This is a genomic window from Alistipes onderdonkii, from assembly GCF_025145285.1.
In the GTDB taxonomy this organism is placed as follows: domain Bacteria; phylum Bacteroidota; class Bacteroidia; order Bacteroidales; family Rikenellaceae; genus Alistipes; species Alistipes onderdonkii.
The window spans coordinates 2,125,924-2,152,224 of record NZ_CP102251.1 but is presented as its reverse complement, the minus strand read 5'-3'; the positions used below and the strand labels follow the sequence as shown (position 1 = coordinate 2,152,224).

Genomic DNA, 26,301 nt, shown 5'->3' with positions numbered 1-26,301 from the left:
AAACAGCGGGATATATGTTTTTTGCGGACAATTCGTTATATTTGCATCTGCTTAATACGATTGTAATGCCCCAATTCAGAAATTTGACACCGGCGGAAATCGCCGCGGTCGAGTCGCTCGGCTCCTCGGCCGAAGCGTGGTCGCAAGTGTCGGTCACCGACGATTTCACCCCCTTCCAGTTGCTGCAAAGCCACCTGGAAGGCAAGGTCGTGATCGGCTCCGGAGCACGCATCATCCGCTCACGGGTGTGCAACTACCACCTCGGCGAAGGGGCGCTCGTCGAAGGGGTCACGGCACTCGAATGCCGCCGCAGGAGCACGTTCGGGAACGGCGTGGGCGTGGCGACGATGAACGAATGCGGCGGGCGCACGGTGAAGATTTACGACCGCCTTTCGGCGCAGGCAGCCTATCTGATGGCCGTCTACCGGCACCGCCCGCAGACCATGGCGGCCCTGGAAAAGATGGTCGACGACTATGCCGAAACCCGCGCCTCGCAGACGGGGAGCGTCGGCAAGGACAGCCGCATCGTCGGCGCCAGGTTCATCCGCGAAGTCCGCATCGGCGACAACGTCACCGTCGACGGCGCCTCCCTGCTCGAAAACGGCACGGTCTGCGACGGTGCGCACATCGGCGTGGATGTCAAGGCCTACGACTTCATCGCCGCGGAAAACGCCCGGATCGACAACGGCTCGATCGTCGAACGCTGTTTCGTGGGCGAAAGCTGCCGGCTGGACAAGGCCTTCACGGCGGCCGAATCGCTGTTTTTCGCCAATTCGCACTGCGAGAACGGCGAGGCCGCCTCGATCTTCGCGGGGCCCTACACCGTCTCGCACCACAAGTCGTCGCTGCTCATCGCGGGCATGTTCTCGTTTTTCAACGCGGGCAGCGGCTCGAACCAGAGCAACCACCTGTTCAAGAGCGGCGCCGTGCACCAGGCAGTGCACCTCAGGGGCTGCAAGTTCGCCAGCGGCGCCTACATCATGTCCCCTGCGCTGGAAGGGGCTTTCACGATGATCATGGGGCACCACTCGTTCCACCACGACACGTCGGCCTTCCCCTACTCATACCTGATCGAAAAGGAGGGGCGTTCGGTGCTCATGCCCGGGGCGAACCTCACCAGCTACGGCGCCGTGCGCGACATCGAGAAATGGCCGGCACGCGACCGCCGCACCATACGGCGCGACGTCATCAACTTCGAAGAATACAACCCTTATATCACCTCGGGAATGCTCAGGGCCGTGGATACGCTCCACGCGATCGCAGAGGAAGACCCCGACGCCCCGACGTACGTCCACCAGAAGGCGATCATCCGCGCGGCGGCCCTCAAACGGGGCATCGGACTCTACAACCGCTTCATCGTGGCGGCGCTGGGCGCGATGCTCGACCGGGGAGAATCGGCGGAACGCTACGACGGCAGCGGCCGCTGGCTCGACATCGCCGGGCAGTATATCACCAAACGCGAAGTCGAGGCCATCCTCGATGCCATAGACCACGGCGAACTGGCCTCGCCCGAAGAGGTGGACAACCGTTTCAGGGTCTTTTCCGTCCACTACGACGACTACGCCCACAGCTGGGCCGAAGGGGTCTACGCATCGCTGCTGGGACACATCCCGACCGTGGCGGAGATAGAAGAGGCCATCGCGGCGGGGCGCAACGCCCGCGCGACGATGCGCCGTACGACCGACGCCGACCGCGACCGCGACTGCTCGCTCGACATGGCGGTCAGCTACGGCCTCGACAGCGACGACGAAGGGGAAGTGCGCGACGACTACTACTCCGTCCGGGGACTTAAATAGACGCAACATGTATACACAGAGCATCACACGCAACCACCGCACGGCATTCATCCTGGCCATAGACGGCTCGGGGTCGATGGCCGAAAGCATCCTCTTCCGGGGACGCTGCATGACCAAGGCCGAAGCGGTTGCAACCATCACCAACGACCTGCTGTTCGAGCTTGTCGAACGGGCACGCCGCAGCGACGGCGTACGCGACTATTACGACATCGCCGTGGTCGGTTATTCGGGTGACGACGAGGTACGCTCGCTGCTGCCCGGAGGCGAGGATCTGGTGCCTGTCAGCGCCCTCGCGGCACAGGAGATGCCGGTGCACACGGAGGTGGTCGAACACCGGCTTCCCGACGGCAGCATCGCCCTGCGGGAGATTCCCGCACCGGCGTGGATCAAGCCCCTGTCGGCCGGGCAGACGCCGATGTGCGAGGCACTGCGCCGCGTGAGGGACATAGCCGCCGGATGGACTTCCCGCACGGCCAACGCCGAAAGTTTCCCTCCCGTGGTCTTCAACATCACCGACGGCGAGGCCACGGACTGCGACAACGAGGAGCTGCGCACGGTCTGCGACCAGATCAAGGCGCTGGGCACCGTCGACGGCAATGTTCTGTTGATCAATATCCATATCGCCGCCGGGGATACCGAACGTCCGGTATTCTTCCCCGAGGCGCACGAAGCCCGGTACACCAACCGGTATGCCTCGCTGCTCTACGACTGTTCGAGCGAAATGCCCGCGGTCTTCAACGAGGCCATCCGCGAAGCCAAGGGCCCGGGTGCGATCCCGCCCTTCCGCGGCATGAGCTACAACGCCTCGGCGGCCCAGCTGGTCGCCATGCTCAACATAGGTTCCATCAGCGTCAAAACCGAATAGAGATGATAGTGACCCTGCAACATTTCTCCCGGGCACTGCTGACGCCCGACCTGTCGCTGGCGACGCTCGCCGACGCCCGCCCCGTTACGGAACCCAACGGCATACCGCGCCTGGTGCGCACGACGCGTTTCGCCGAGGCGGAAGTCGAATGGCGGGGCGAGCGGTGGCTCGTCGCCATGCCCCTGAACCCGTCGGCCATGCCCCGGATCGAACGCACGGTCTCGGCGCTGCGCAAACTCAACACCGGCTACTTGGCGGAATGCCGCATACTGCCGGGCGAAATGCGCTGGCACGACGCCACGGGCGCGGAACGGCACACAGACCTGGTGTTGCAGCACCTGCCTGCGGGGTGGGAGTTCGCCGAAGCGCTGCTCGCCGAGGACAAGGCGACGCTGCTCGCGGCGCTCGACACATTGCAGGCGGCGCTCGGGGAGCTGGAATTCACACACAACAACCTCAAGGAAACGAACCTCCGCTGGCACCGGGGACGGTTCGTCCCGATACGCTATTACGATGCCCGCATCGGCACGGCGGAGCTCGGCACGGGTGACAGGGAGGCATTCGCCGCACTCCGGCACAGGATCGCCGAGGCACCCGCGCCCCGCCAGACGGCCAACGACGTCACAGCACCCTACAACCCGCTGCGCAGCCTGACCGGGCACCGCTGGACGAGCCACGTATTCGAAGGGCTGGTGTGCGTGGAGGACGACAACGGATTCGGGTTCGTGGATACGGACAACAACCCGGTGATCCCGGCGCAGTTCGTCTGGGCGGGCGATTTCCGCGAAGGCCGCGCCGAGGTACAGACGCAGACGGGGATGGGGCTGATCGACCGCCGGGGCTGTTACGTCATACCTCCCGAATACGAAATCGTCGACTACGACCCCGCCGCCAGCGTGGTGCATGTGCGCAACAACGGGCACTGGGCGCTGTTCGACTACCTGGGACGCCGCCTCACGGAGTTCCGGACGGAAGTCCCGGAGCCCTGCGGGCCTGAAATTTGCAGGTGACAACGGCAATATTAGATATTTCGCTGTTATCGGCGCCTTCCGGCTGCATTGGCAAACCCGGCCCAGAGGGGCGCTGCCCGGCACAACCGGAAAAGGCGACCGGCGGGACTTCGGAGCATATAATCACAATAACAAATACAAAAAATTACAAGTCATGGAAGAAACGATCAAATGCCTGATTATCGGCAGCGGCCCCGCAGGATACACGGCCGCCATCTATACGTCGCGTGCAAACCTCCGGCCCGTACTCTACGAGGGCATCGAACCGGGCGGGCAGCTCACGACGACGACCGACGTGGAGAATTTCCCGGGCTACCCCGACGGGGTCAGCGGCCAGCAGATGATGGCCGACATGCGGCGCCAGGCCGAGCGCTTCGGCGCCGAGATCCGCACGGGCACCGCCACGCGCGTAGACCTCTCGTCGCGGCCGTTCCACGTGGTGATCGACGGCCAGACGGAGATCAGGGCCGAAACCCTGATCATCGCCACGGGCGCCTCGGCCAGATACCTGGGGCTCCCCTCGGAGACGAAATTCCGCGGCATGGGCGTGAGCGCCTGCGCCACCTGCGACGGCTTCTTCTACCGCAAAAAGGACGTAGCCGTGGTCGGCGGCGGCGACACCGCCTGCGAGGAGGCCACCTACCTCGCCTCGATCTGCCGCAAGGTCTACATGATCGTGCGCAAACCCCACCTGCGCGCCTCGAAGGCGATGCAGCAGCGGGTGTTCAGCACCCCCAACATCGAGGTGATATTCAACCACAACACCGCCGAGGTATTGGGCGACGAGTCGGGCGTGACGGGCGCACTGCTGCGCTGCAACGACGGCAAGGAGGTGAAGATCGACATCTCGGGCTTCTTCCTGGCCATTGGGCACCACCCCAACACGGAGTTGTTCCGCGACCAGTTGCAGCTCGACGCCGAAGGCTACATCAAGGTCGAACCGGGCACGTCGATAACCAACATCGAAGGCGTCTTCGCCGCGGGCGACGTCCGCGACCCGCACTACCGGCAGGCCGTCACGGCGGCCGCTTCGGGCTGCATCGCGGCCATCGACTGCGAGCGTTTCCTGTTAAGCCGGGCCAACTAAAAACGCATGAGTTTCAGCGTCACCATACTGGGGTCTTCCTCCGCGAAGCCCACCCTGAGCCGGCACCCGTCGGCGCAGGTGGTCAACGTGCACGAGCAGTACTACCTGGTCGATGCGGGCGAAGGGGTACAGCAACAGTTGATCCGTTACGGCATCAACCCGCTCAGGCTGCGTGCCGTGTTCATCTCGCACCTGCACGGCGACCATGTATTCGGGCTGTTCCCGCTGATCTCGACGCTGGCGCTCTACGGCCGCAAGACCCCGCTGCGGGTATTCGCACCGGCACCGATGGGCGAGATTCTGGCCTGCCACCTCAAATATTTCGACAGCGAACTGCCCTACCCGGTCGTATGGACGGAGGTCGACACGACCAAGCATGCGCTGCTGATGGAAAACCGTACGCTGGAGGTGTGGAGCATACCGCTGCGCCACCGCGTGCCGACGGCGGGGTTCCTTTTCCGCGAAAAGGAGCCGGCGCTGAACGTCGACAAGTTCAAGATTACGAAATACGGGCTTTCGGTCGCACAGATCACCGCCGCAAAGCGGGGCGAGGACGTCACGCTCTCCACGGGGGAGGTGATCCCCAACGGGGAACTGACCTACCGTCCCTACGCCCCCCGGTCGTACGCCTACCTGTCGGACACCAACTTTTCGGCCAAGGCCGCAGCGCTGGCCGCAGGCGCCGATCTGATGTACCACGAGGCGACCTACGCCGCGGCGGAGCAGAAGGCGGCCCGGGAGCGCGGACACTCGACGACGGCCGACGCGGCCAAGGCAGCCCTGAAAGCCGGGGCGAAGCGGCTGGTGATCGGGCATTACTCGTCGCGCTACAAGGATGAAAACATGCTGGTCGAAGAGGCCCGTGCGATCTTCCCCGAAACCTACCCCGCCACCGAAGGGGTGACGTTCACCTTAGAAAAACAACGATGACAAAAGCCGACATACAACTCGTCCGCGCGCTGGCCGGCAAACGCGGGCGCACGGAGCACGGACTGTTCGTCGCCGAAGGGGAGAAACTCATCGGCGAGCTGCGCACGTCGCACCTCGGGGTACGCAAGATATTCGCCCTGGAGGGCCTGTTCGCAGGGCCGGAAGTCGAGGTCGTCGGCACGAAGGAGATGGAGCGGCTGTCGCTGCTGAAAACAGCCTCCAACTCGCTGGCGCTGGTCGAAATACCGCATTACGGACTGGATATGCGGGCTCTCGCGGGACGGCTGACGCTGGCGCTCGACGACGTCCAGAACCCGGGCAACCTGGGCACGATCGTCCGGCTGGCCGACTGGTTCGGCATCACGGACATCGTCTGCTCGGAGGCCTCGGCCGACTGTTTCAACCCCAAGGTCGTGCAGGCCACGATGGGCGCCATACTCCGCGTCAGGGTGCACTACACCGACCTGGGAGGGTTCCTGCGCCGAGCCGCGGACGCCGGGCTGCCGGTGTGCGGGACTTTCCTGGAGGGGGAGAACATCTACGGGGCATCGCTCCCGGAGGCGGGGATCGTCGTCATGGGCAACGAGGGGCGCGGCATTTCGGACGCCGCGGCCGCGACCGTCACCCGCAAATTGTTCATCCCGCCTTACCCGGCCGACCGGCGGGGTTCGGAATCGCTCAATGTGGCGATGGCGACGGGGATCGTCTGCGCCGAATTCCGGCGGCAGGCAGGCACCGGGGGCCCGGGACAGGCGCGGAGGAGTAAAAAATAGGCAGGGAGAAGCCGCAAACAGGCGGCGGGAAGGCGTGCCAGCCCGGTTTCATCATCGTATTTCAGCTGTTATCCGCCGAATAAAGTCGATTACACCCGCTTATCGGAGCATGGCACCGGAAGCAACGGGCAGGAGGTCGCCGCACTCACACCGGGTCGGCACACCGTTCGCGCAGGCCGGCAACCATGCTGCGTACGGCTTCCAGAGCTTCGGCACACCGCTCGGGCGGCAGGAGTCGCGCCGCATCGAGCCGTTCGATGCTCCGCAGGAGGCACTCCACGGCATAGCGCATTTCGTCCAGCTCGACCCCCGAGGCGGCCGCAAGGTCGGTAGCAGCCAGCCGTGTCACCGCGGAGCGGGCGCAGAGTTCGAAATCCACGACCAGGGCATTGCATTTGCGGCGGTCGTAGGGCGGAATCCAAAGGGTCTCGAACATCAGCCGGAAAACCGCGGCGACCAGGGCCGGGTTGTTTTTCCGCGTAATTTTTTTTGCGCAAGGTTCCATCTTTCAGAGCTGTTGCTCCGGAAAAAAGCGCGGGCAAAGATACCGAATCCACCATCGAGGTATTGGACGACCTGTAACGTAGAATGCGGCCAATGCCCACGCCGAAAAACAGCGAGAGCATCAACCTTCGTTCCTTACGCTACACGAAAGTGTCCAATTTCCGATGGTAAGAAAAAAGCCGATGCGCCTTTATCCGAATATGTCGGCAACCCTAACAGGCTGCATAAGACAAAGGTAGGAAAAATAAGCCCATCCGCAAAACATTCCGGGCCGCAGGAATGCAAAATTTCATTTAAATTCGATCCGGCGCATTGCCAATTCTGAATAATATGTATCTTTGTAAGTTGAAATATATGTATCTATGTCTGAATACAAACTCAAAATAGGCATCACGCAGGGAGACCCGAACGGCATCGGCTGGGAGGTGATCCTCAAGGCCCTTTCCGACCCGCGCATGACGGAGCTCTTCACGCCCGTCGTCTACGGTTCGCCAGCGGCGGCGGCCTATTACCGAAATACGCTGGGCGACACCGAACCGGTGGCGTTCAACACCGTGCCCGCGGCACGCGACGCCCGCCGCGGCAAGGCCAACCTCATCGTATGCGGGGAGGCCGGGCAGCCGGAGCCGGGCAAGGCATCGCCCCAGGCCGGACGCGCTGCGGTCGAAGCGCTGCGCACGGCGACGCAGGATTTGAAGGAAGGGACGCTCGACGCCATCGTCACGGCACCCTTCAACAAGGAGAGCGTACAGGGCGAGGATTTCAGCTACACGGGCCACACCGAATTCTTCGGGGCGGAGCTGGGCGGGGAGCCGATGATGATCCTGTGCAGCGACGTGCTGCGCGTGGGGCTGGTCACCAAGCACATCCCCGTGTCGGAGATCAGCCGCAGCATTTCCAAGGAGAAGATCGTGCGCGACCTGCACACGCTGCGCCGCTCGCTCATCGAGGATTTCGGCATCGTCGAGCCGCGCATCGCCGTGATGGCGCTCAACCCCCACGCCGGGGACGGCGGGCTGCTCGGACACGAGGAACAGGAGATCATCCGCCCGGCCATCGTCGAGGCATTCAGACAAGGCGTGCTGGCATTCGGCCCCTTTGCGGCCGACGGGCTGTTCGCCGGGGGCGGATACGCCAAGTACGACGGCATCCTGGCCATGTACCACGACCAGGGGCTGGCGCCCTTCAAGACGCTCTCGCCCGATGGCGTGAACTTCACGGCGGGGCTCGCCAAGGTACGCACGTCGCCCGACCACGGCACGGCCTACGACATCGCGGGGCAGGACAAGGCCGATGCGCAGTCGATGAGGTCGGCGATCTACGCCGCCATCGACATCGTGGAGCACCGCCGCGCCTGGACGGAATGGAGCCGCAACCCGTTGCAGCGCGCCGAACGCGAGAAAGGCGGACGCGACATCTCGGTCAAAGACCTGCCGCAGACCGAACGGGAGGATTAGTATGACGCCGCAAAAAAAGATCCGCATCGGGGTCGGGTTCGTGGCCATATGGGTATTGCTCGGAGGAGCATGGCTCTGCGATTACTTTTTCGGCGACACGGAGTTCTGGAAGCTGGCATCCGGGGAACTGACCGTACTGCTGGGTATCGGCGCCGGGACGGCGATGATCCGGGAAGGGCGCCGCGGGCAGGAGGCTGTAAACGCTGCGGCCAAAGATGCGGGAGCCGGGAAACAGGCGGCCGAAGAAACACGAACCGGAGAGACACAGACCGGGAACACGGCGGCCAAAGACGCGGGGATTGCAGGGCCGGCGGTCGGAGAAACACAGGCCGGAGAAACACAGGCCGGAAACACGACGGGCAAAGGCACGGCAGCACGCACAGCGCGGCAGCCGGAAGAGAAAAAACGATAAACACCGGACAACCCGGAAGCGTATTCCGTCTCGTAATTGTGGAAGCGCCGAAGGCCCCGAAAACTTAACTTTATAATTTTTTTATGATCAAAATCACTTTTCCCGACGGTTCGGTGAGGGAGTTCGCCAAAGGGACGACTGCCTTCCAAATCGCAGAGAGCATCAGCCCTCGTTTAGCTGCTGACTCCCTGGCGGCCTCGGTAAACGGCGCAACCGTGGACATGATGCGCCCGATCGAGGAGGACGCCTCGGTCAAATTCTACAAATGGGAGGACGAAGAGGGCAAGCACGCCTTCTGGCACACCTCGTCCCACCTGCTGGCCGAAGCCCTCGAGGCACTCTACCCGGGCATCAAGTTCGGTATCGGCCCGGCCATCGAAAACGGCTTCTACTACGACGTCGATTCGCCGACGCCGATCACCGAGGCCGACCTGCCCAAAATCGAGCAGAAGATGCAGGAGCTTTCCCGCAACAAGGAGCAGCTCGTCCGCCGCGAAGTCCCCAAGGCCGAAGCACTCAAGACCTTCACCGAGAAGGGCGACCAGTACAAGGTAGAACTGATTACGGACTTGCAGGACGGCACCATCTCATTCTATACCAACGGTGCGTTCACCGACCTCTGCCGGGGGCCGCACATCCCCAACACGGGCTACATCAAGGCCCTGAAACTGACTTCGGTAGCCGGGGCATACTGGCGCGGCAACGAGAAGAACAAGATGCTGACCCGCATCTACGGCATCTCGTTCCCCAAGAAGTCGATGCTCGACGAATACCTCGTGATGATGGAGGAGGCCAAGAAGCGCGACCACCGCAAGCTGGGCAAAGACCTCGAACTGTTCTGTTTCTCGCAGCGCGTGGGACAGGGCCTGCCCCTGTGGCTGCCCAAGGGCGCCGCACTGCGCGACCGTCTGGAGCAGTTCCTGCGGGGCGTGCAGAAGGAATACGGCTACCAGCAGGTGATTACCCCGCATATCGGCAACAAGGAATTGTACGTGACCTCGGGCCACTACGCCAAATACGGCAAGGACTCGTTCCAGCCTATCCACACTCCGATCGAAGGCGAGGAATACCTGCTCAAGCCGATGAACTGCCCGCACCACTGCGAGATCTACCGTTCGAAGCCCCGCTCGTACAAGGAGCTGCCCGTCCGCCTGGCGGAGTTCGGGACCGTCTACCGCTACGAGCAGTCGGGCGAGCTGCACGGGCTGACGCGCGTGCGCGGGTTCACGCAGGACGACGCGCACCTGTTCGTACGTCCCGACCAGCTGCTCGAAGAGTTCGAGCGCGTGATCGACATCGTGCTTTACATCTTCAAGACGCTGAAGTTCGACAACTATACGGCACAGATTTCGCTCCGCGACCCCAATAACAAGGAGAAGTACATCGGTTCGGACGAGAACTGGGAGAAGGCTGAAAGCGCCATCATGCAGGCAGCCAGGGAGAAAGGGCTCACGACCGTCGTGGAGCTGGGCGAAGCCGCATTCTACGGCCCGAAGCTGGACTTCATGGTCAAGGATGCCATCGGCCGCAAATGGCAGCTGGGCACCATCCAGGTGGACTACAACCTGCCGGAGCGTTTCGACCTGACGTACAAGGGCGCCGACGACAAACTGCACCGCCCGATCATGATCCACCGTGCGCCGTTCGGCTCGATGGAGCGTTTCGTGGCCGTGCTGCTCGAGCACACGGGCGGTAAGTTCCCGCTGTGGCTCTCGCCCCAGCAGGTCGTGGTACTCCCGATCTCGGAGAAGTTCAACGATTATGCGCAGAAGGTGGCCGAATACCTGAACCGCAACGACGTCCGCACCGAAGTCGACGACCGCAACGAGAAAATCGGCCGCAAAATCCGCGACAACGAACTGAAACGCGTCCCCTACCTGCTGATCGTCGGCGAGAAGGAGGAGGCCGAGGGCCTCGTATCCGTCCGTGCACAAGGCGAGGGCGACAAGGGCCAGATGACGATGGAAGCGTTCCGCGACCTGATCACCGGGCTGGTCAAAGAGGAGATCGACGCCAACAAACTGGAAAAGAAATAAAAGAACACATTATTAACTTAACTAATACGTACAACTATCGCAGCACCGAAACCATTCCCGCCGAGGCCGTTTACCCCCGGGAATAACAGACCGAAACCGGCAGCCAATGCCAACAACCGCTTCGGGCGCCGTCCGCCCGTCAAGGAGAACCCCCACCGGATCAACAACGAGATCACGGCTCCGGAAGTGCGTGTGGTCGGCGACAACGTCGGCCAGCCGCAGGTTCTGCCGATCCGCGATGCGCTCAAACTCGCCGACGAACTGGAACTCGACCTGATCGAGATCTCTCCGAAGGCCGAGCCCCCCGTATGCCGCATCGACGATTACCAGAAATTCCTTTACCAGCAAAAGAAGAAAGCCAAGGAACTGAAGGCCAATCAGACGAAAGTGGTCGTGAAGGAGATCCGCTTCGGGCCCCAGACCGACGACCACGACTACAATTTCAAACTCAAGCACGCGCAGAACTTCCTCAAGGAGGGGGCCAAAGTCAAGGCTTACGTCTTCTTCCGCGGCCGTTCGATCGTCTTCAAGGAGCAGGGCGAAATCCTGCTGCTGCGCTTCGCAACCGACCTCGAGGAGGTGGCCAAAGTGGAGATGATGCCCAAGCTCGACGGCAAGAAGATGAACATGATGCTTGCGCCGAAAAGCAAGAAGTAAGGTCTTGGCGGCGGCCGGACACCGCCGCGCAGAATTCATAACGATCCGTAATCGGAGCCCGGAAAAGGCTCCGGTTATGGATTTTTTGTTTCATCGCAGGGCTGGACAGCATGGGGAAGCGGGTGAGGAAGCGGCTGCCAGGGATGGCTCGGAGGGATGATAGGGGACAGGAGGACGACGGGGACGGCAGTGCCGAAAATTATTTTGACCGGAACGCCGATTTTGCGTACCTTTGCAGGGATGATAACTCCCGACGACATATTCCGCATCACGGATGAAGCGGCTTTCGAAGCGGCGGCGCTGGAGGTATTCCGGCGCCAGGCTGCGGAATGCGCGCCCTACCGCGAGTATCTGTCCCTGATCGGCGTACAGCCCGGGGAGGTGCGGACGGCGGATGCGATCCCCTACCTGCCGATCGGGCTGTTCAAGACCCACGAAGTGTATTGCGGCGGCACGGAGCCCGAAGCGGTCTTCACCTCGTCGGCCACCACCGGCATGACCTCGTCGCGCCACCCGATGCGCTCGCTGGCGCTCTACGAACAGGCGTTCCGCGCTTCGTTCCGGACGTTCTACGGCGAACCTGCACGGTGGAGCCTCTATGCACTGCTGCCCAACTACCTGCGGCGCAAAGGCTCGTCGCTGGTCTACATGGCCGACCGGCTGATCGCCGACTGCGGCTCGGGCGGCTTTTACCTCGACGACTACGAAGCCCTGCTGGAGGCGATGCGCCGCGACCCCAAGCCCAAGATCCTGCTGGGCGTAAGCTATGCGCTCTGGGATTTGGCGGAGCGTTACGCCCCGAAGCTGGACGACACGGTCGTCATGGAGACGGGCGGCATGAAGGGATACCGCGAGGAGATCCCCAAAGCGGAATTCCACAAAATCCTGTGCGACGCATTCGGAGTAGACAGGATACACTCCGAATACGGCATGGCGGAACTCACATCGCAGGCCTACTCGCAGGGCGGGAACATCTTCCGCTGCCCGGCCTGGATGCGGGTCGCGGCACGCGACGTGAACGATCCGTTCGACCGCCTGCCGGCAGGCTCCCGCGGCGGGCTGGACATCGCCGACCTGGCTTCGTGGTGGTCATGCGCCTTCATCCAGACCCAGGACGTAGGGCGCGTGGCTGCCGACGGAGCGTTCGAGGTAGAAGGACGCATCGACCACAGCGACATCAGGGGTTGCAACCTGCTGGTGCAATAATTTACATGCAAAGCTCCCGGCCACAGTCCGCGGGCCGGTGTCCTTCGCGGGACTCCGGCAGCAGCGACCGACAAGAGGGGGAAGGGCATTGACACAGACCGACAAAAAAGAGAGATAGCGATGAAAACAGTAGCATTCGTCCCCTTACGCCTCAACAGCCAGCGGGTAGCGGGCAAAAACCTCCGCCTGCTGGGCGGCGAACCGCTGATGTGCCATATCCTGCGGACGCTCGCCGACATCGGGGAGATCAACGAGGTGTACGCCTATTGCAGCGACGAACGCATCTGCGAATACCTGCCCCGAGGCGTGCGTTTCCTGCGCCGCAGCCCCGGCCTCGACCGTGATACGACGCTCGGGCGGGAGATCTACGACAGTTTCACGGCCGACGTCGAGGCCGACCTCTACGTGCTGGCGCACGCCACCTCGCCGTTCATCCGCGCGCAGACCGTGGCGGACGCCCTGCGGCACGTGCGGTCGGGGGAATACGATTCGGCGTTCAGCGCCGAGAAGATACAGACCTTCGCCTGGTTCGAAGGCCGGCCGCTCAACTATGCGCTGGACGACATCCCCCGCACGCAGACCATAGAGCCGGTCTATATAGAAACCAGCGCATTTTTCATTTTCCCGCGCACGCTCTGGTGCGGCCGCGGGCGCCGCATCGGGGAGAAGCCCTACATGGCCGTCGTCGACCGCATCGAAGGGTTGGACATCGACAACCCCGAGGATTTCACGATGGCCGAGATCATCGCGGCAAGCCGGCGGCTGGGGTGACGGGAGCGGATGGCAAGCGAAAAAGAAATTTGCAGCGTCCGAAAACACGGATCGAGAAACGGAAATGCTGCAATCTGGGTGATTATGCGGCGTCCGGCTATTCGCGACAAAGAAAATATAATTTAAGACCTGTGACAACTTATTTCCCGGATAATGAAAGCGACCCGAAAAGAGGTCGCTTTCATATTTTCTAAAGAGAGGTAAATTCTCCCGGTTTTGTTCTATCTTATTTCTCAGTTCAGTTTCTTCAAATGCAAGTCCCGGAATTCGACCGTCCCGTTTTTCACGAAAAAGAACACGTCCCGTCCCTTGGATTCGGGCAACCGGTTGACCACGCACCGGCGGCCGCCGATGCAGACGTCGATCATGTCTTCGCGGACGACGATATCGAGTGAAAGCTTCTTATCTAGCCCCGTCACGCCTTCGATCCGCAGATTATGCAACAGCACCATACGTTTCAATGCATTCAGTTCCAGTTTATAACCCCGATCCGCATTGTCTTTGGCCCGGATAAAAAGTCCGGCTTCATCGTACGATGACCGGGGATCCACAGTCATCGTCAACCGGTAGCTCGCGGGAAGATCCGTAAGGAAAGCACTTTGTGTTCCATCCGGCGCAGCCAGTTCGAATGCATCGTCTTTCAGGATAGGAGTACGATCCCCGAAAGAGCGGAACAGGGAAACAGGTATCGGTTCGGCAGACGGGAGCGCCTCTTCGAGGAACCGCGTATAGAGCATCCCGTCGCGCCCTTGGAAAACTTCGCGGAGCAACAGGTTGCCACCGAAATTCCGCCCCCCGTGATCCCGACCGTCCCCACGCCAGGGTATGAAAGCTGCGGCGACCCGGCGCCCGTCCTTCAACGGTGCCGTTTTGTATACATTGGCCCATCCCTCTACGAAAGCCTGGGAAGATGGGTATTCCCACGGGCCGAACGGTTTTTTCGAACGGACATAATAGGTATCGCCCCCGACGCTATACAGGAGATAATACCACCCCTTCCAAAGGAAATAATCGCTGCATTCGGGCACTCCGACCTGTCCGGTAAGTACAGGATCCACCTCACGCCATGTTTTCAGGTCTTCCGAAACGAGATGCACCAAACATCCTCCGAACCCGGACAACGGAATATTCTTTTCATAACTCGAAATGAAAAGGTGATAGGCTCCGTCTTCCCCGCGAAATACCTTGGGATCACGGAAATTCCGGGATTCATACCGTTCCGGCGTAATGAAAAACGGATTGGGAGTTTGCTTTTCAAAGTTGAATCCCCCGTCATGGCTGACTGCGAAGCTCAATTGCTCGTGCACACCCGCATCATCTTTCACACGCGTAGAATAGAATGCATAAACCGCGCTGTCAACGTCTATGACAGATCCCGTGCAAATCGACTTTTCCCAGTCGTTGTCAATCCCCAAGGCCACGGGATAATGTTTCCAATGCACCATATCTTCCGATGTACTCAGCGCCCACTGATGTCCGCCCAAACCGCCAAGTCCGGCATGATGGCCTTCATCGATAAGCCAATAAAGATAAAATGTACCGCGATAATCGAAAGGCATGCAATCGCCGACAAAAAGGTGGGATTCCGCGGGTTTGAAATATTGAATACGGTCGACAGGCTGCACCGAGGGGTCGTAGTCGCGTACCTGCGCTACGGCCAGATGCAGTGAAGCCAACGGAATAAGTGCCAATAATTTTTTCATTGCCATCATTATTTATTATTTGTGTAAATCGGTTCCGGAAGCGAATAAAGCGCAGCTTCATCCGCCGAAGCCGTGAGTGCCGCAGAAGTCAGATCCCCATACCAGAATACCGTTGACGAGTAATCGACTTTGCCTCCGTCCCAGCTGATGAGTTCGAACTCGAATTTCAGACTCTTATCGAACGGTATCGCATCCAGCCCGCGGACACGGACGAACGTGTTATAGCCGCGCGAAGCCTCGTCATCCTCACGGGGTGCCCCGCCGAACGGAAAATGGTACACATGGATCGGGGCATAGGTGGTATTGTAATAATCCTCCGTCCCGCATCCGAAATGCGAGGGGAACGATTCGCCATCGACCCAGATATGTTCATCGCCTTCGCCGTACCAGCGCGGGCACCAGTTATAAAGCGAAAGCACATCGCCTTTGAATACCCCCCGCCCGGACAACGAGGCCATGTCGTAGTCGAGCCCTTTGTTGGTTTCCAGGCCGTTTTCCTGCCGCCACGAAGCATGGAAATAGAGCGTATTGTCGTACCACTTCCACGGGGATACATTGGCGGACAGCGTCGCTTTTGCATCATAGGAGGTGATATTCTCGAGTTCGACGCGTGCAGAGCTGCGATAAGGCATCACGAAACGGAGGATTACCCGCCCCTGGCCATCGGCAGCCATATAATAATTATCGACCCGCGGAGCCCCCATTCCGGCGCCGGAGAGATCGGACAACGGAACCCGGACGGTCTGCGTGTCGTCGAAATCCATCCGCACGATGATACCGCGCATAAGCTGCCCGTAAGTCCCGGGGGTAAATCCGCCGATATCGACCATGAGCGTACGCACGGCATTTTCGCCTGCGGGAAGGTCTAATCCCAATTTTCCACCCGCAGGTAACGTTCCCTCGGTCTGGATGCCGTTTTCCGCGCAGCTGACCGGATTCTCCAGCCTCCGGCCGGCTTCGGCTGCTTTCGCCCGGAGTTTGCGAGCCTCTTCCACCGTAAATGTCCGCACTTTCGTCCCCGGAGCATAAGTCCGGTAATTGACATGGTAGACATAGCCGCGGTTCAGATCGTCGACCGTGATTTTACACCGCCTGGCATAGGGGATCGGGTAATAGAAGGATGCTCCCTGGAAGCGGGGATAATGCTCGTGCATATAGATCATTCCCGAGGGAATTTCCACGGGGAATTTGGAAATATCGAAACTTGGGATTACAATACTGGGATGCTGCTCCCCGTCGAAATAGAACCGCAGGTTAGCCGTACCGGCCCCACCGGTCGTAATGATACGTGTAATGGCTCCGGGACCCTGCTCGTCGAAAAGCACGCGTTCAACCCGGCCGTCGTTGGCTTCATAGCGTTCGAATCCGGCCCAGTCGTCATTGGCATGCCACCACGGGGTTCCCGGAAGCAGTGACCGGCGATCGTAACTCGTCAGTTGACGAGCCTCATAATAAGGCTCCGGGAAACACGCATCGGCCTGGGGATCGCCCATTTCATCCATCAGGGAGGAGAGAGTGACCCAGCCTTCGGAATCGGCCGAAGAATATTTTTGCAGAGCGTTGCAGCCCCCAAGGCACAGGCCAAACAGGAAAACAACTGTGATACGGAAGTTTCTTTTTATCATTTTCGTTTCAGGTTTAAAGCATGATTACATCATCAACATAATAACGGCACACAATCCGAACAGGACGGCACCCGCGAGGTTCACCAGATAACCGCGGCGCAAGGAGGTTCGCTTCGACACGGCGCCGATCAGGTAAGGCAAGACGCTCGCCCCCAACAATCCGGTCGCAAAGGTTATCCCGAAGGCCGTTCCATGAAATGCGGGATCAACCCGGGAAAACATATAGCCGAAAATATTGGGGCAGACCGAACCCATTGCAAGTCCGAGCACGACAACCCCTACTGCAGCCACAATACGATTCTTCAAAAGGGTCATAACCACCAATGTCACGATGGCGATAAGAGCCAGTATCAACAACACCATCGGGGTATTAGCCGGAGTGACGAATGTCGCGGTCACCAGACGCGAGACCATAACGGCTATGAAGAAAAGGGATAATACCCGGTTTGCCAGTTTATCCGCAGCGCCCAGCCGGGACATATAGGTATTGGCCCAGGCACTTACTCCGTTTTCGACGCCAGCCCCGAAAAAGTTGGTAACCAAGGCTATGAGAAAAAACGAACTGGTGAGGACTGCCGGAAGATCCCCGAAGTTGAAATGCGAATCGATGACGGGATATTCGGCCAGACTCGCCAATACAGCAGCCCCCAGCAGTAGCCCCGCAAAAAAAAGCACGGTCGCCCTGTAACCGAAACGCTGCAACGAGCCGGTAAGGAAAAACGAAACAAAGAAAGCCCCTACCCCGTAAAATCCGTTCCCGAGGTTGGTCGCAGCAGCGGCGTTGCCACCACCGAACAACACCAGCGGCAACAACGTATTGCCAACCGAGATGATACACATGGCCCCCACACTCAGCAAGACGTAAACCGATAGATATTGTCCGTATCGGCGGCAAAATGCCAGCAGCAACAGAGCCGCAGCAGTAAACCCAAACCCGAAGCGGGCGACCAGAGCATGTCCCAGAAGGTCTATGGAGGCCGAAAGCACAATGACACCCACTGCTCCTGCGAACATGAAGCCCGAAAAGAGAATACCCGCCTTCGAATCGTCCACCCGCAGGCGTTCGGCGATATCGTGCTTGAGTCCTACGAGCAGAGAAATAAGCGCTCCGTAGACCGCCAGACACAAAATAGCAATTAACTGAATCATTTTAGGTCGTAGTTTTATGGTTTTTTCGAGGCTTCGACGGCCAATACCAAAGCCGCCATATCGCCGATATGTTCACCCAGTCCGGCCGGCACAATCCGGCACTTCGCAGCGGAAAAGCCGATCGCCTCCCGGTGTACCACCTCCAGCATATAAGGCTCGATCAGATCACGAGACCGGCCGAAAATACTGCCCAGAATGATTACCTCGGGGTTCAGTACGTCGATAATCAGCGCAAGTCCGCGCCCCAGATAGCTGGCCACCGTCCGGTAAACCTCCCGTGCGGTTTCATCGCCGGCATAGGCAGCCTCGGCGATCGATTTGGCCGTCACGGCGGGCAGCTCGTCGAGGCTGCCGCAATATGCGGTCTTGGCCCCCATCTGGATACGTTGGCGAGCCATCGTCTGCCCCACCTGCGCAATACCGCCGCCACTGCACCAGCCTTCGAAGGAACCCTCCTTACCGAACCCCACAGGCCCATGCCCGGACAGGCGCAGGTGTCCCACCTCGCCGGCAAGATCGCACGTACCCGAATAAAGGCGTCCGTCGAGGATGAGCCCGGCACCCATTCCCGTACCAAAGGTAAAAAATACTACGTTATCATAGCCTTTTCCTGCGCCATATTTCCACTCAGCCATGGCACACGCGTTCGCGTCGTTCTGGACAAAAGCTTTGATTCCCAGACGTTTTTCGGTCATTTCGACAATCGGCACGTTGTCCCATCCCGGCAGGTTCGGCGGTGAAAGTATAATGCCGTTGCGGCTGTCGAGCGGCCCCCCGCAGCTGATACCTATACCTGCAATCTGCGACAGCTGCAAGCCATTTTTGTGCAAAAGTTCTTCCGTACTGCTATAAATCGCAGTAAGGGAGGCTTCCGGGCCCTTTTTTGTCGGGAAGACAATCTTCTCGACAATGTTTACCTGCCCCGAGGCATCCGTTTCGCCCAGGATAGTCGCACATTTTGTCCCGCCGATATCAAATCCAATGAGTTTCATAATTAATCAAAATATTGAGGCCGGAGGCAGTATGCAAAAACCTGCCTCCGGCATGTTCTATTTAATCTTTACAATTTCTGTATAGATACGTTCATCGACACCATGTATCTTCAGTCCGATACGGGCATAAAGGACGGGGTACTTGTCAACGATCTCCTTGATATTCACAGAAATGTTGTTCACCCCCTCGGCCGGCTGTTCGAAATTGGAAGTTACTACTGAACGGCCGCCACGGTCATCTACGAAACGGGTTTTACCGACAAAGAGCGTCATCGCCTCAATTGCCTTGCCCCCGGCAATGCTTTTCACGGAACAAACTCCGTTGAGCGTATTGCCCGAAAGCGTGATATTCGAATTCCGGAGCAGGTAATACGGCACCACTTCAAAATCGAGCTGCTTACCACCCTTAATCGTAAATTCCACGGGTTGACAATCATCGGTCCAAGGGCCATTGCCCGGACGCGGTACGAACCGGTACTCTCCTGGAAAAATCCGGGCGGCAAAGGTACCTTCCTGCGCAATTGCAACCTCAATTTTATCACCCAGTTCATAACTATCCTGCTCCAGGTCGAATTTGATGGATCCGTGCCGCAACTGGAGCGGTTCCCCCTGATAAGTGACCCGTCCGGAAAATTGCGCTTCCGGTTCATCGTAATTATCCAACCCGCAGCCTTGCATCAGCCATGCACCTGCCAGCAATACGGTTGCCTTCATTATTTTTTTCATAACTATTCTTCCTTTAAAATTACTGATAGGGATTCTTTACCAGTTTCGGATTGTTATTCATCCATCCCTGGTCTATGAAATTATAATAATTCTTCAACTGGAAATAAAGCGGATAACGGGTCATCTCACATTTGATCTTCTCATAGACCCATTTGCCGTCCCGCGCATCGCCGGGCATGTTCACCTTATACGGGAACAACGCATAATGTACGGCACGGGGATTATCAGCCTGTCCATCCCAGATTTCATGGGCCATTCGCCAGCGTTTCAGATCCCAGAATCGATGGTTCTCGAAGGCGAGCTCCACCCGACGTTCATGCACGATATCCTCGAATGTCAACCGGTCGAGCTTGCCAATACCGGCACGGTCGCGAAGATCATTGACATAACCGAGTATTTCAGACCGTGAAACTTCGGGTAATTCGAGACCCGCTTCCGCAGCAATGAGCAATATTTCGGCATAGCGAAAACGCACGAACCACATATCGCCTCCCTGGCGTGTCGAAGATTGTTTTTTCGTGTCGAGGAACTTGCGGATCCCGAACCCCGATTTGTTCCGGTGATTGTCGTTATTGAGCAATGGGCCATTAATACTGGTGATAAGGTTACCCTCATCGTCCTTACTTCCCGACACGCCGATTTCCTTTTCCCAGACGCCGTTTCTTAAAGCAATCCGCCCGGCCTGAAAAACGATCTCCTGCTCCTTGAATTCCGCCCCCGGATAGATTACCGTTCCCCACAAGCGCGCATCCTTGTTCTTGAAAAGATCTTGTGCACGGTCGTAAAATATATATCCGTCCGCATCCGATGTACGAAGGGTTCCGTCCCGGTCATCGACATATTCGTAATCCTCGACCAAATTCAGGATCGGCGTGAGATGTGCCGACTCTTCATCTTCGGCTACCGACGTCGGGATATTATGGTAGGAAAACGCCGTCGTATTACCCGGATAATAATGATCGAGCGTCCAGATCACCTCGGGATTATTCGTCTTCGAAGTCAGGGCTTCATAGAAGTTGGCCTGTTTATCGGTATTGTTCCGATACAAATCATACCCGCCTTCGGCGATAATCTCCTTGGCCGTTTTGTAGGCTATGTCGTAATAATACGAAGCCTTATCAGCCGGAATGCCGACCTCGCCGCCATCTGTTTTTATCTGCGGCGTTTTCAAGGCATTATACTTGGCAATGGAGGCAGCATAGAGGGCGGCACGTGCTTTCAACGCCAGCGCCGTCCACTTCGAGGCACGTGCGGCATTCTTTGTATGTTCGGGCTTCAGGTAATTCCGGGCAATGTCTTCGCATTCGGAGATGATATAATCGTAAAGCTCCGCCTCCGTCGAACGGGCATATTGCAACGCCGTGACATCCATACCCGATGAATAGGAGAACACTTCATCGCCGACAATCGGCATACCACCCAGGCAACGGCACATATTGAAATAGGTCCAGGCTCGCAGAAAACGCACTTCCCCCTCCAGGTTATTCCGTTCGGCAACCTCCATTTGGGTGGCTGTCGTACGCAATCCCTGCAGGAACTGGTTGATGTTACGTATCAGGCCATAGTCGTAGACCCGGAAATGGTCGTCGCCGAACCCGTTCCACTGCTGCGGCGCACCATTCGACCAACAAGCCTCATCCCCATAGATATGGGCCATATCGTCATCGACGGACGGCCCCCAATTGACGCGCCCGTACAGGTTCGCCAACGCCGCAAGGGTCATTTTATCGTCTTTGAACACGTCGTCATTGGGAATAATCCCCTCGGCTTCGCGATCCAGAAACCCGTTACATCCCACAAGCAACACGACGGACAGGGCTACTGACAAATATTTATGGATACTTTTCATAGCAATGCAAGTTTAGAAGGTTAATTTAATGCCGGCCCCGTACATGCGGTTAGTCGGATAGTTCAAACCGGCTTCACTCGTAATTTCGGGATCGATATCCAGATCATTGAGGTTATCGATCGAGAAAAGATTCTGTCCGAACAAATAGGCTCTGAGCTTAGTGATCCCCACTTTGCGGAACCATTTTCGGGGAAAAGTATACCCCAGCTCGAAATTTTTGAGTTTCAAATAAGCCACATTCGTATACCAAAAATCACTCGTCCAATAGTTGCTGTGGTTGGTGTTTCCTTCAAGTGCCGTAGGATACTTACCCGGAATAAGCCGACTTGCGGGATCCGAGATATCGGACAAGCGCCATTGATCCCCGAGAATATACGACCCGGAGTTACCGCCATCCCAAAACGGGCGGCTCAGCTCGTAATTGATGTTATAGGTTCCGAACGCACCGCCCGTAAAATCCATTGCGATGTCGATACCTTTCCAATCAGCTGTGAAATTCAATCCGAAATTGAGGTTGGGCATCGACCCGCGGGCATACCCGATCGGACGCTCGTCCTGATTGTTTATTACGCCGTCCCCATTGAGGTCTTTGTACTTTATATCGCCCGGGCGCAGTGTGGTATTACCCTGCCCGTCTATGTCTACCGGATAACCGGCGATCTCTTCCCACGAACGGAACTGCCCATCGGAAAGGTAACCCCAGGTAATATTTGCGAAACGCTCGTTGAGCGAACTGCGGTATTCGTGCCAGGAGTTTCCGAAACGGGGCAAATATTGATGCCAGTCGTATTTTCGCGAATAGGTAAAGGTAGCGCCGATAGAATAATTGAAGTCCCGCACTTTGTCGTGCCATGTAATCTGTCCGTCGAAACCTTTGAACATGTCGGAGTTGAGATTCTCTTCCGGCAGGCTGAATCCAGCCTCATTGGGAATAAGGACATCGTAGCGGCTCGCTTTCAGACCGTCGGCTTTACGCTGGAAATAGTCGATCGATCCGCTCAGCCGATTGTCGAAGAACCCGAAGTCGACACCGACGTTGAAGAGCTTGATCTTCAGCCAGGAAATATTGGTTACCGGTAATCCGCGCGGGGCCGCACCGACGATATTGGCTCCGTCGAGAACAGCACCGCCCGAACCGTAATTGTAGCCGGACAAGTATTCAAACGGCCCGATCAGGTCATCCTGGCCGACCATGCCGTATGACACACGGAATTTGAGGTTACTGAAAACTTTCGAAAAACCGGCATTTTTCCAGAAATGCTCCTCGGAAACGTGCCATCCGAACGAACCCGAAGGAAAAAAGCCCCAGCGATTGCCCGGTTTAAACCGCCACGAACCGTCGTAACGTCCTGCGAATTCGAACAGATACCTATTGTCATAGTTATAATTGAGCCGCGTGGCAAAGCCCACTCGTGCCGTTTCCCGTTTCCGGTAGTCGTCGTATTTTTCCAACGAATTATAATCTATATAGGTAATTGAATTAGCTGCCGGGCGCGACCATGTAAGGAACCCGGGATTTTCCGTCCGGAAAAATTCACCGACCAACACGCCACCGACGGTATGTTTTCCAAAGGTTTTTCCGTAGATAAGCTGTGCCTGTCCTGTTACCTGCTCTTCCATATTGACGATACGTTCACGGAAGGGATTCGTCAACTCATAAGCCACGGGATAAGTGTTCGTCGCCGGATCGTAGGAGTAGAGTTTATACAGGTACTCCTGATTGTTATAGAAGCGATCTCCAAGATAATACCCCAACATACCGGTCAGTTTCAACCCGTCGACAAGTTCGTACTCGGCGTTGAGAGCCAGTTGCCCGACACGGACTTTGTCCGAATAATACCCCGAAATATCATAATTGAGAATGGCGAAGTTCGATGACATGACATTCGACGTGATCTGCGGATACATGGGATTGTCATTCGCATACGGCCCTTTGGTCGGAATATTACGGTAGATGGCAAAAATGGCCTGCCACACATCGTCGCCCCCCGGTACGCCGGGATGCTTATCCTGCTCAATACGCCCGTTGAAGCGAGCACCCACCTTTAATTTCTTAGTCAGCTGGATATCGACATTGAACTGTGCATTGTAACGCTCGAACTCCCCGTAATTATGAATCGTATTCTCATCGTATGTCCGGCTCAGGGCGATATAATAATTCACCTTCCCCGATTTGCCGGAAACATTGACCCCGGCGTAATTCTGCGGAGCATGCTTATTCACCACCATGTCGTACCAGTTGTAACTGCGCTTGGTACCGTTGCGGTATCCCTCCAGGTCTTCGAGGGTATAGGTCGGGGTGCGTCCCTGGATCACATCCGACTGGATATGCGCCCGCACGAATGTTTCGGCATCGGCCGGCTTGGGGAACCGGAACCACGATTTGCTGCCGTAATAGCCGTTGAACGATACGGTATGCGTATCGGTAGCATTCTTTCCAGACTTGGTTTGTACGACCACGACTCCGTTTCCGGCCTCGAGTCCATAAATGGCAGCTGAAGCGTCCTTGAGTATGGATATCGACTCGATATCGTTGAAATCCAAATTATTGAAGGCGCCTTCATTAGAATGCAAACCGTCGATAATGTACAACGGGGTTCCCAGTCCGCGGATACCGATCGTAGTACCCCGTCCGGGACGCCCGTCCGTCTGCCTGAAATTCACCCCGGCAATTTTCCCGGCCAGGGCAGTCGTCGCATGCGTCGCAGCACTCTGCCCAAGCTTCGAAGCTCCGATCGATGAAATAGCCCCCGTCAGCGATTGTTTCTTTATCGGATTGCCATATCCGGTGATAACAACGTCTTCGATGAGCGTCTTATTCTCGACAAGTTCGATCGTAAAATCCGTCTTTGCCCCTACAACCAATTCCTGCATTTCATATCCCAGGAAAGAGATCTGCAACACGTCTCGGGGAGCTGCATCAATGGAAAAGTTCCCCTCTGAATCCGTCAAAGTACCGCGCGTCGTCCCCCGAACGACAATACTGGCTCCGACAGCAGGAAGGCCATCCGGTGTCAACACATGCCCCGAAACTTTCTGCGCAGGATTTTGCACTTCATACGCAGAGGATTCGGATGGAGATGCGGATACCCGGACAAATACCGTCCCGGGTATACCTCCTCCAAACAAGAACAGAAATAAGATAAATGTTCTTTTCATAAGTGAAGTTTTAGGTTGGGTTAATAAAAGGAGTTCTGGTATTCAATCCGGCTCTGCCGGAAAGTATCATATAAGGTTCGGTTTTTCCCGCACAAACGACAAGATAACATATCGTTCCTGATTCGGGCATATGTTTTTTCAGTTTGCTAAGGCAAATGTAAATTATTAAATTTATATATGCAAATAATTTCTAATAAAAATGATTGTTTTATTTTTACAATTACATCAACAATAAATTTACAATAATATGAAACACCCTTATGAACACACCTGTAATTAACACACAACAGCCCATATATGGCATTATCAATCATCGCAGTGCTAATCCCATCAACACAGCGACACAAGGAACACGCATCAACATTATTTACATATATATTACATTTTACCACTTCCCAAGTATCACAAAACTTTTCATTTACATTTTTTTTACTACCTTTGTAAAGTTTTTAAAACAATCTGAATGGAACCAAAAGCAAATTTCAAGAACATTCTCGAAGCAGTCCGCCATGACATCCGCAACAACATGCCGGCAGGCACCCTTCTGCCGACTGAAACTGAACTTGCGGCACGCTACAATGTGTCACGACCAACGATCGCCAAAGTATATAACACCCTCCAAAAGGAGGGATATGTCTTGAAAAAACAGGGTATCGGGACTACGGTGATCTACCAAGGGATAAACCATAAAACAACATTCGGACTGTTATTGCCGGGGCCAGGCGAGTCGGAGATTTTCGCAACGATCAGCGACCGATTCATGGAACGGTCGCAAAAAGGGGATTTCGAGTGCATCTGGAATGGGGCGACTTCGGGCAATGCGGAAATCAGGCGCGACCTGACGGAGAAAAGTTGCGAAGAATATATCGAACAGAAAGTCGACGGGATCTTTTTCGCACCGCTGGAACGCATTCCGCAAGGCAACGAACTTAATAATGAGATTTGCCGCAGGATCCGCGAAGCTGGCATTCCGCTCGTGCTGATCGACCGGGATATTGTAGAGTTCCCGGACAGAAGCGAATTCGACCTCGTCAGCCTCGACAACCTCAATGCAGCTTACACCATGGCTGAACATCTGATTTCTGCCGGGTGCGACCACCTGCTGTTCTGCTTCCGGCCGGATTCGGCGGGATCGGTGCGTATACGGCAATTCGGAGTTTCGGCTGCTGCACAAAAACAGGGATTCCATTTCGGTTCCGAAAATGTATGCTGCGGCAATCCGGAAGACATGGATTTCGTCCGTGAATTAGACATCCGTCCCGGACATACAGGCATTGTATGTGCAAACGATGCAACCGCTGCCGTGCTGATGTCATCCCTCGGTGCCCGTGGCATTAAAATAATGTCAGACGCCCTTCTTTGCGCATTCGATGACATGAAATATGCCAAGCATCTGAAATATACACTGACCTCCTACCGCCAGCCTTGCGAACAAATAACGGATGTCGCCATTGAGCTGATGCTCCGCCGCATGAAAACGCCCGACGCACCGGCACTGACCATCAATCTACAGGGGGAAATATGCCCGAGAGATTCCAGCCGGTTCGCAGAAATCGAGTAATACCCACTATAATCAGCTACAAACAGGTATCTC

At 57.1% G+C, this 26,301-nt stretch carries 21 protein-coding genes; 13 read left to right on the top strand and 8 right to left on the bottom strand.

Annotated features, from left to right (window positions below):
* The first annotated feature begins 65 nt into the window (after nucleotides 1-65).
* The 6 genes from NQ559_RS08775 (at nucleotide 66) to NQ559_RS08750 (ending at nucleotide 6,461) form a co-directional block, all read left to right on the top strand.
* Nucleotides 66-1,796: a DUF4954 family protein gene (locus NQ559_RS08775; RefSeq protein ID WP_026318406.1), complete on the top strand. Its 1,731-nt coding sequence runs from the start codon at nucleotides 66-68 to the stop codon at nucleotides 1,794-1,796.
* A gap of 7 nt (nucleotides 1,797-1,803) precedes the next feature.
* A complete protein-coding gene (locus NQ559_RS08770) occupies nucleotides 1,804-2,661 on the top strand; it encodes a vWA domain-containing protein (protein WP_018696107.1) in 858 nt (285 codons plus the stop codon).
* A gap of 2 nt (nucleotides 2,662-2,663) precedes the next feature.
* The gene (locus tag NQ559_RS08765) at nucleotides 2,664-3,671 is read left to right on the top strand and encodes a WG repeat-containing protein (RefSeq protein WP_018696108.1); all 1,008 of its coding nucleotides are present in this window, start codon (nucleotides 2,664-2,666) and stop codon (nucleotides 3,669-3,671) included.
* Between the two features lie 154 nt (nucleotides 3,672-3,825).
* Nucleotides 3,826-4,758: a thioredoxin-disulfide reductase gene (trxB, locus tag NQ559_RS08760; RefSeq protein ID WP_018696109.1), complete on the top strand. Its 933-nt coding sequence runs from the start codon at nucleotides 3,826-3,828 to the stop codon at nucleotides 4,756-4,758.
* Nucleotides 4,759-4,764: 6 nt separating this feature from the next.
* Nucleotides 4,765-5,688, top strand: coding sequence for a ribonuclease Z (locus tag NQ559_RS08755; RefSeq protein ID WP_018696110.1), 924 nt, complete (start codon nucleotides 4,765-4,767; stop codon nucleotides 5,686-5,688).
* The gene (locus tag NQ559_RS08750; protein WP_018696111.1) at nucleotides 5,685-6,461 is read left to right on the top strand and encodes an RNA methyltransferase; all 777 of its coding nucleotides are present in this window, start codon (nucleotides 5,685-5,687) and stop codon (nucleotides 6,459-6,461) included. The genes NQ559_RS08755 and NQ559_RS08750 overlap by 4 nt, the downstream gene beginning before the upstream one ends.
* A gap of 145 nt (nucleotides 6,462-6,606) precedes the next feature.
* On the opposite strand, the gene NQ559_RS08745 is transcribed toward NQ559_RS08750, so the two are convergent.
* The gene (locus tag NQ559_RS08745) at nucleotides 6,607-6,966 is read right to left on the bottom strand and encodes a hypothetical protein (RefSeq protein ID WP_018696112.1); all 360 of its coding nucleotides are present in this window, start codon (nucleotides 6,964-6,966) and stop codon (nucleotides 6,607-6,609) included.
* A 361-nt stretch (nucleotides 6,967-7,327) separates the two neighbouring features.
* Here NQ559_RS08745 and pdxA point away from each other — a divergent pair, with 361 nt between their 5' ends.
* The 6 genes from pdxA (at nucleotide 7,328) to NQ559_RS08715 (ending at nucleotide 13,504) form a co-directional block, all read left to right on the top strand.
* Complete coding sequence (gene pdxA, locus NQ559_RS08740; protein ID WP_018696113.1) at nucleotides 7,328-8,422, top strand: 4-hydroxythreonine-4-phosphate dehydrogenase PdxA; 1,095 nt, start codon at nucleotides 7,328-7,330, stop codon at nucleotides 8,420-8,422.
* Nucleotide 8,423: 1 nt separating this feature from the next.
* On the top strand, nucleotides 8,424-8,834 hold the full coding sequence (locus NQ559_RS08735) for a hypothetical protein (protein WP_018696114.1): 411 nt from the start codon (nucleotides 8,424-8,426) through the stop codon (nucleotides 8,832-8,834).
* Nucleotides 8,835-8,917: 83 nt separating this feature from the next.
* Nucleotides 8,918-10,870 (top strand): threonine--tRNA ligase, encoded by a 1,953-nt coding sequence (gene thrS, locus NQ559_RS08730; RefSeq protein WP_018696115.1) that lies wholly within the window; start codon nucleotides 8,918-8,920, stop codon nucleotides 10,868-10,870.
* Between the two features lie 36 nt (nucleotides 10,871-10,906).
* Nucleotides 10,907-11,527 (top strand): translation initiation factor IF-3, encoded by a 621-nt coding sequence (gene infC / locus NQ559_RS08725; protein ID WP_083923849.1) that lies wholly within the window; start codon nucleotides 10,907-10,909, stop codon nucleotides 11,525-11,527.
* Between the two features lie 240 nt (nucleotides 11,528-11,767).
* Nucleotides 11,768-12,733, top strand: a complete 966-nt coding sequence (locus tag NQ559_RS08720) for a long-chain-fatty-acid--protein ligase (RefSeq protein WP_026318408.1) — start codon at nucleotides 11,768-11,770, stop codon at nucleotides 12,731-12,733.
* A gap of 120 nt (nucleotides 12,734-12,853) precedes the next feature.
* Nucleotides 12,854-13,504, top strand: a complete 651-nt coding sequence (locus tag NQ559_RS08715) for an acylneuraminate cytidylyltransferase family protein (protein ID WP_018696118.1) — start codon at nucleotides 12,854-12,856, stop codon at nucleotides 13,502-13,504.
* Between the two features lie 233 nt (nucleotides 13,505-13,737).
* Here NQ559_RS08715 and NQ559_RS08710 read toward each other — a convergent pair whose 3' ends face one another.
* Genes NQ559_RS08710 through NQ559_RS08680 form a run of 7 tightly spaced genes read right to left on the bottom strand, consistent with a single transcriptional unit; the run spans nucleotide 13,738 to nucleotide 24,707 of the window.
* Entirely contained in the window at nucleotides 13,738-15,207 is a 1,470-nt protein-coding gene (locus NQ559_RS08710; protein WP_026318409.1) for a family 43 glycosylhydrolase, read from the bottom strand.
* A gap of 8 nt (nucleotides 15,208-15,215) precedes the next feature.
* Nucleotides 15,216-16,832: a glycoside hydrolase family 172 protein gene (locus NQ559_RS08705; protein WP_154654032.1), complete on the bottom strand. Its 1,617-nt coding sequence runs from the start codon at nucleotides 16,830-16,832 to the stop codon at nucleotides 15,216-15,218.
* A 24-nt stretch (nucleotides 16,833-16,856) separates the two neighbouring features.
* Nucleotides 16,857-17,981: an MFS transporter gene (locus NQ559_RS08700; protein WP_018696122.1), complete on the bottom strand. Its 1,125-nt coding sequence runs from the start codon at nucleotides 17,979-17,981 to the stop codon at nucleotides 16,857-16,859.
* A 14-nt stretch (nucleotides 17,982-17,995) separates the two neighbouring features.
* Entirely contained in the window at nucleotides 17,996-18,973 is a 978-nt protein-coding gene (locus tag NQ559_RS08695; protein ID WP_018696123.1) for an ROK family protein, read from the bottom strand.
* 57 nt (nucleotides 18,974-19,030) lie between these two features.
* A complete protein-coding gene (locus NQ559_RS08690) occupies nucleotides 19,031-19,699 on the bottom strand; it encodes a DUF3823 domain-containing protein (protein ID WP_083923850.1) in 669 nt (222 codons plus the stop codon).
* A gap of 19 nt (nucleotides 19,700-19,718) precedes the next feature.
* On the bottom strand, nucleotides 19,719-21,548 hold the full coding sequence (locus tag NQ559_RS08685; protein WP_026318410.1) for a RagB/SusD family nutrient uptake outer membrane protein: 1,830 nt from the start codon (nucleotides 21,546-21,548) through the stop codon (nucleotides 19,719-19,721).
* Nucleotides 21,549-21,560: 12 nt separating this feature from the next.
* Entirely contained in the window at nucleotides 21,561-24,707 is a 3,147-nt protein-coding gene (locus NQ559_RS08680) for a SusC/RagA family TonB-linked outer membrane protein (protein ID WP_083923851.1), read from the bottom strand.
* 463 nt (nucleotides 24,708-25,170) lie between these two features.
* Between NQ559_RS08680 and NQ559_RS08675 the strand changes: the two genes are divergently transcribed.
* On the top strand, nucleotides 25,171-26,268 hold the full coding sequence (locus NQ559_RS08675) for a GntR family transcriptional regulator (RefSeq protein WP_018696127.1): 1,098 nt from the start codon (nucleotides 25,171-25,173) through the stop codon (nucleotides 26,266-26,268).
* The last annotated feature ends 33 nt before the right edge of the window (nucleotides 26,269-26,301 follow it).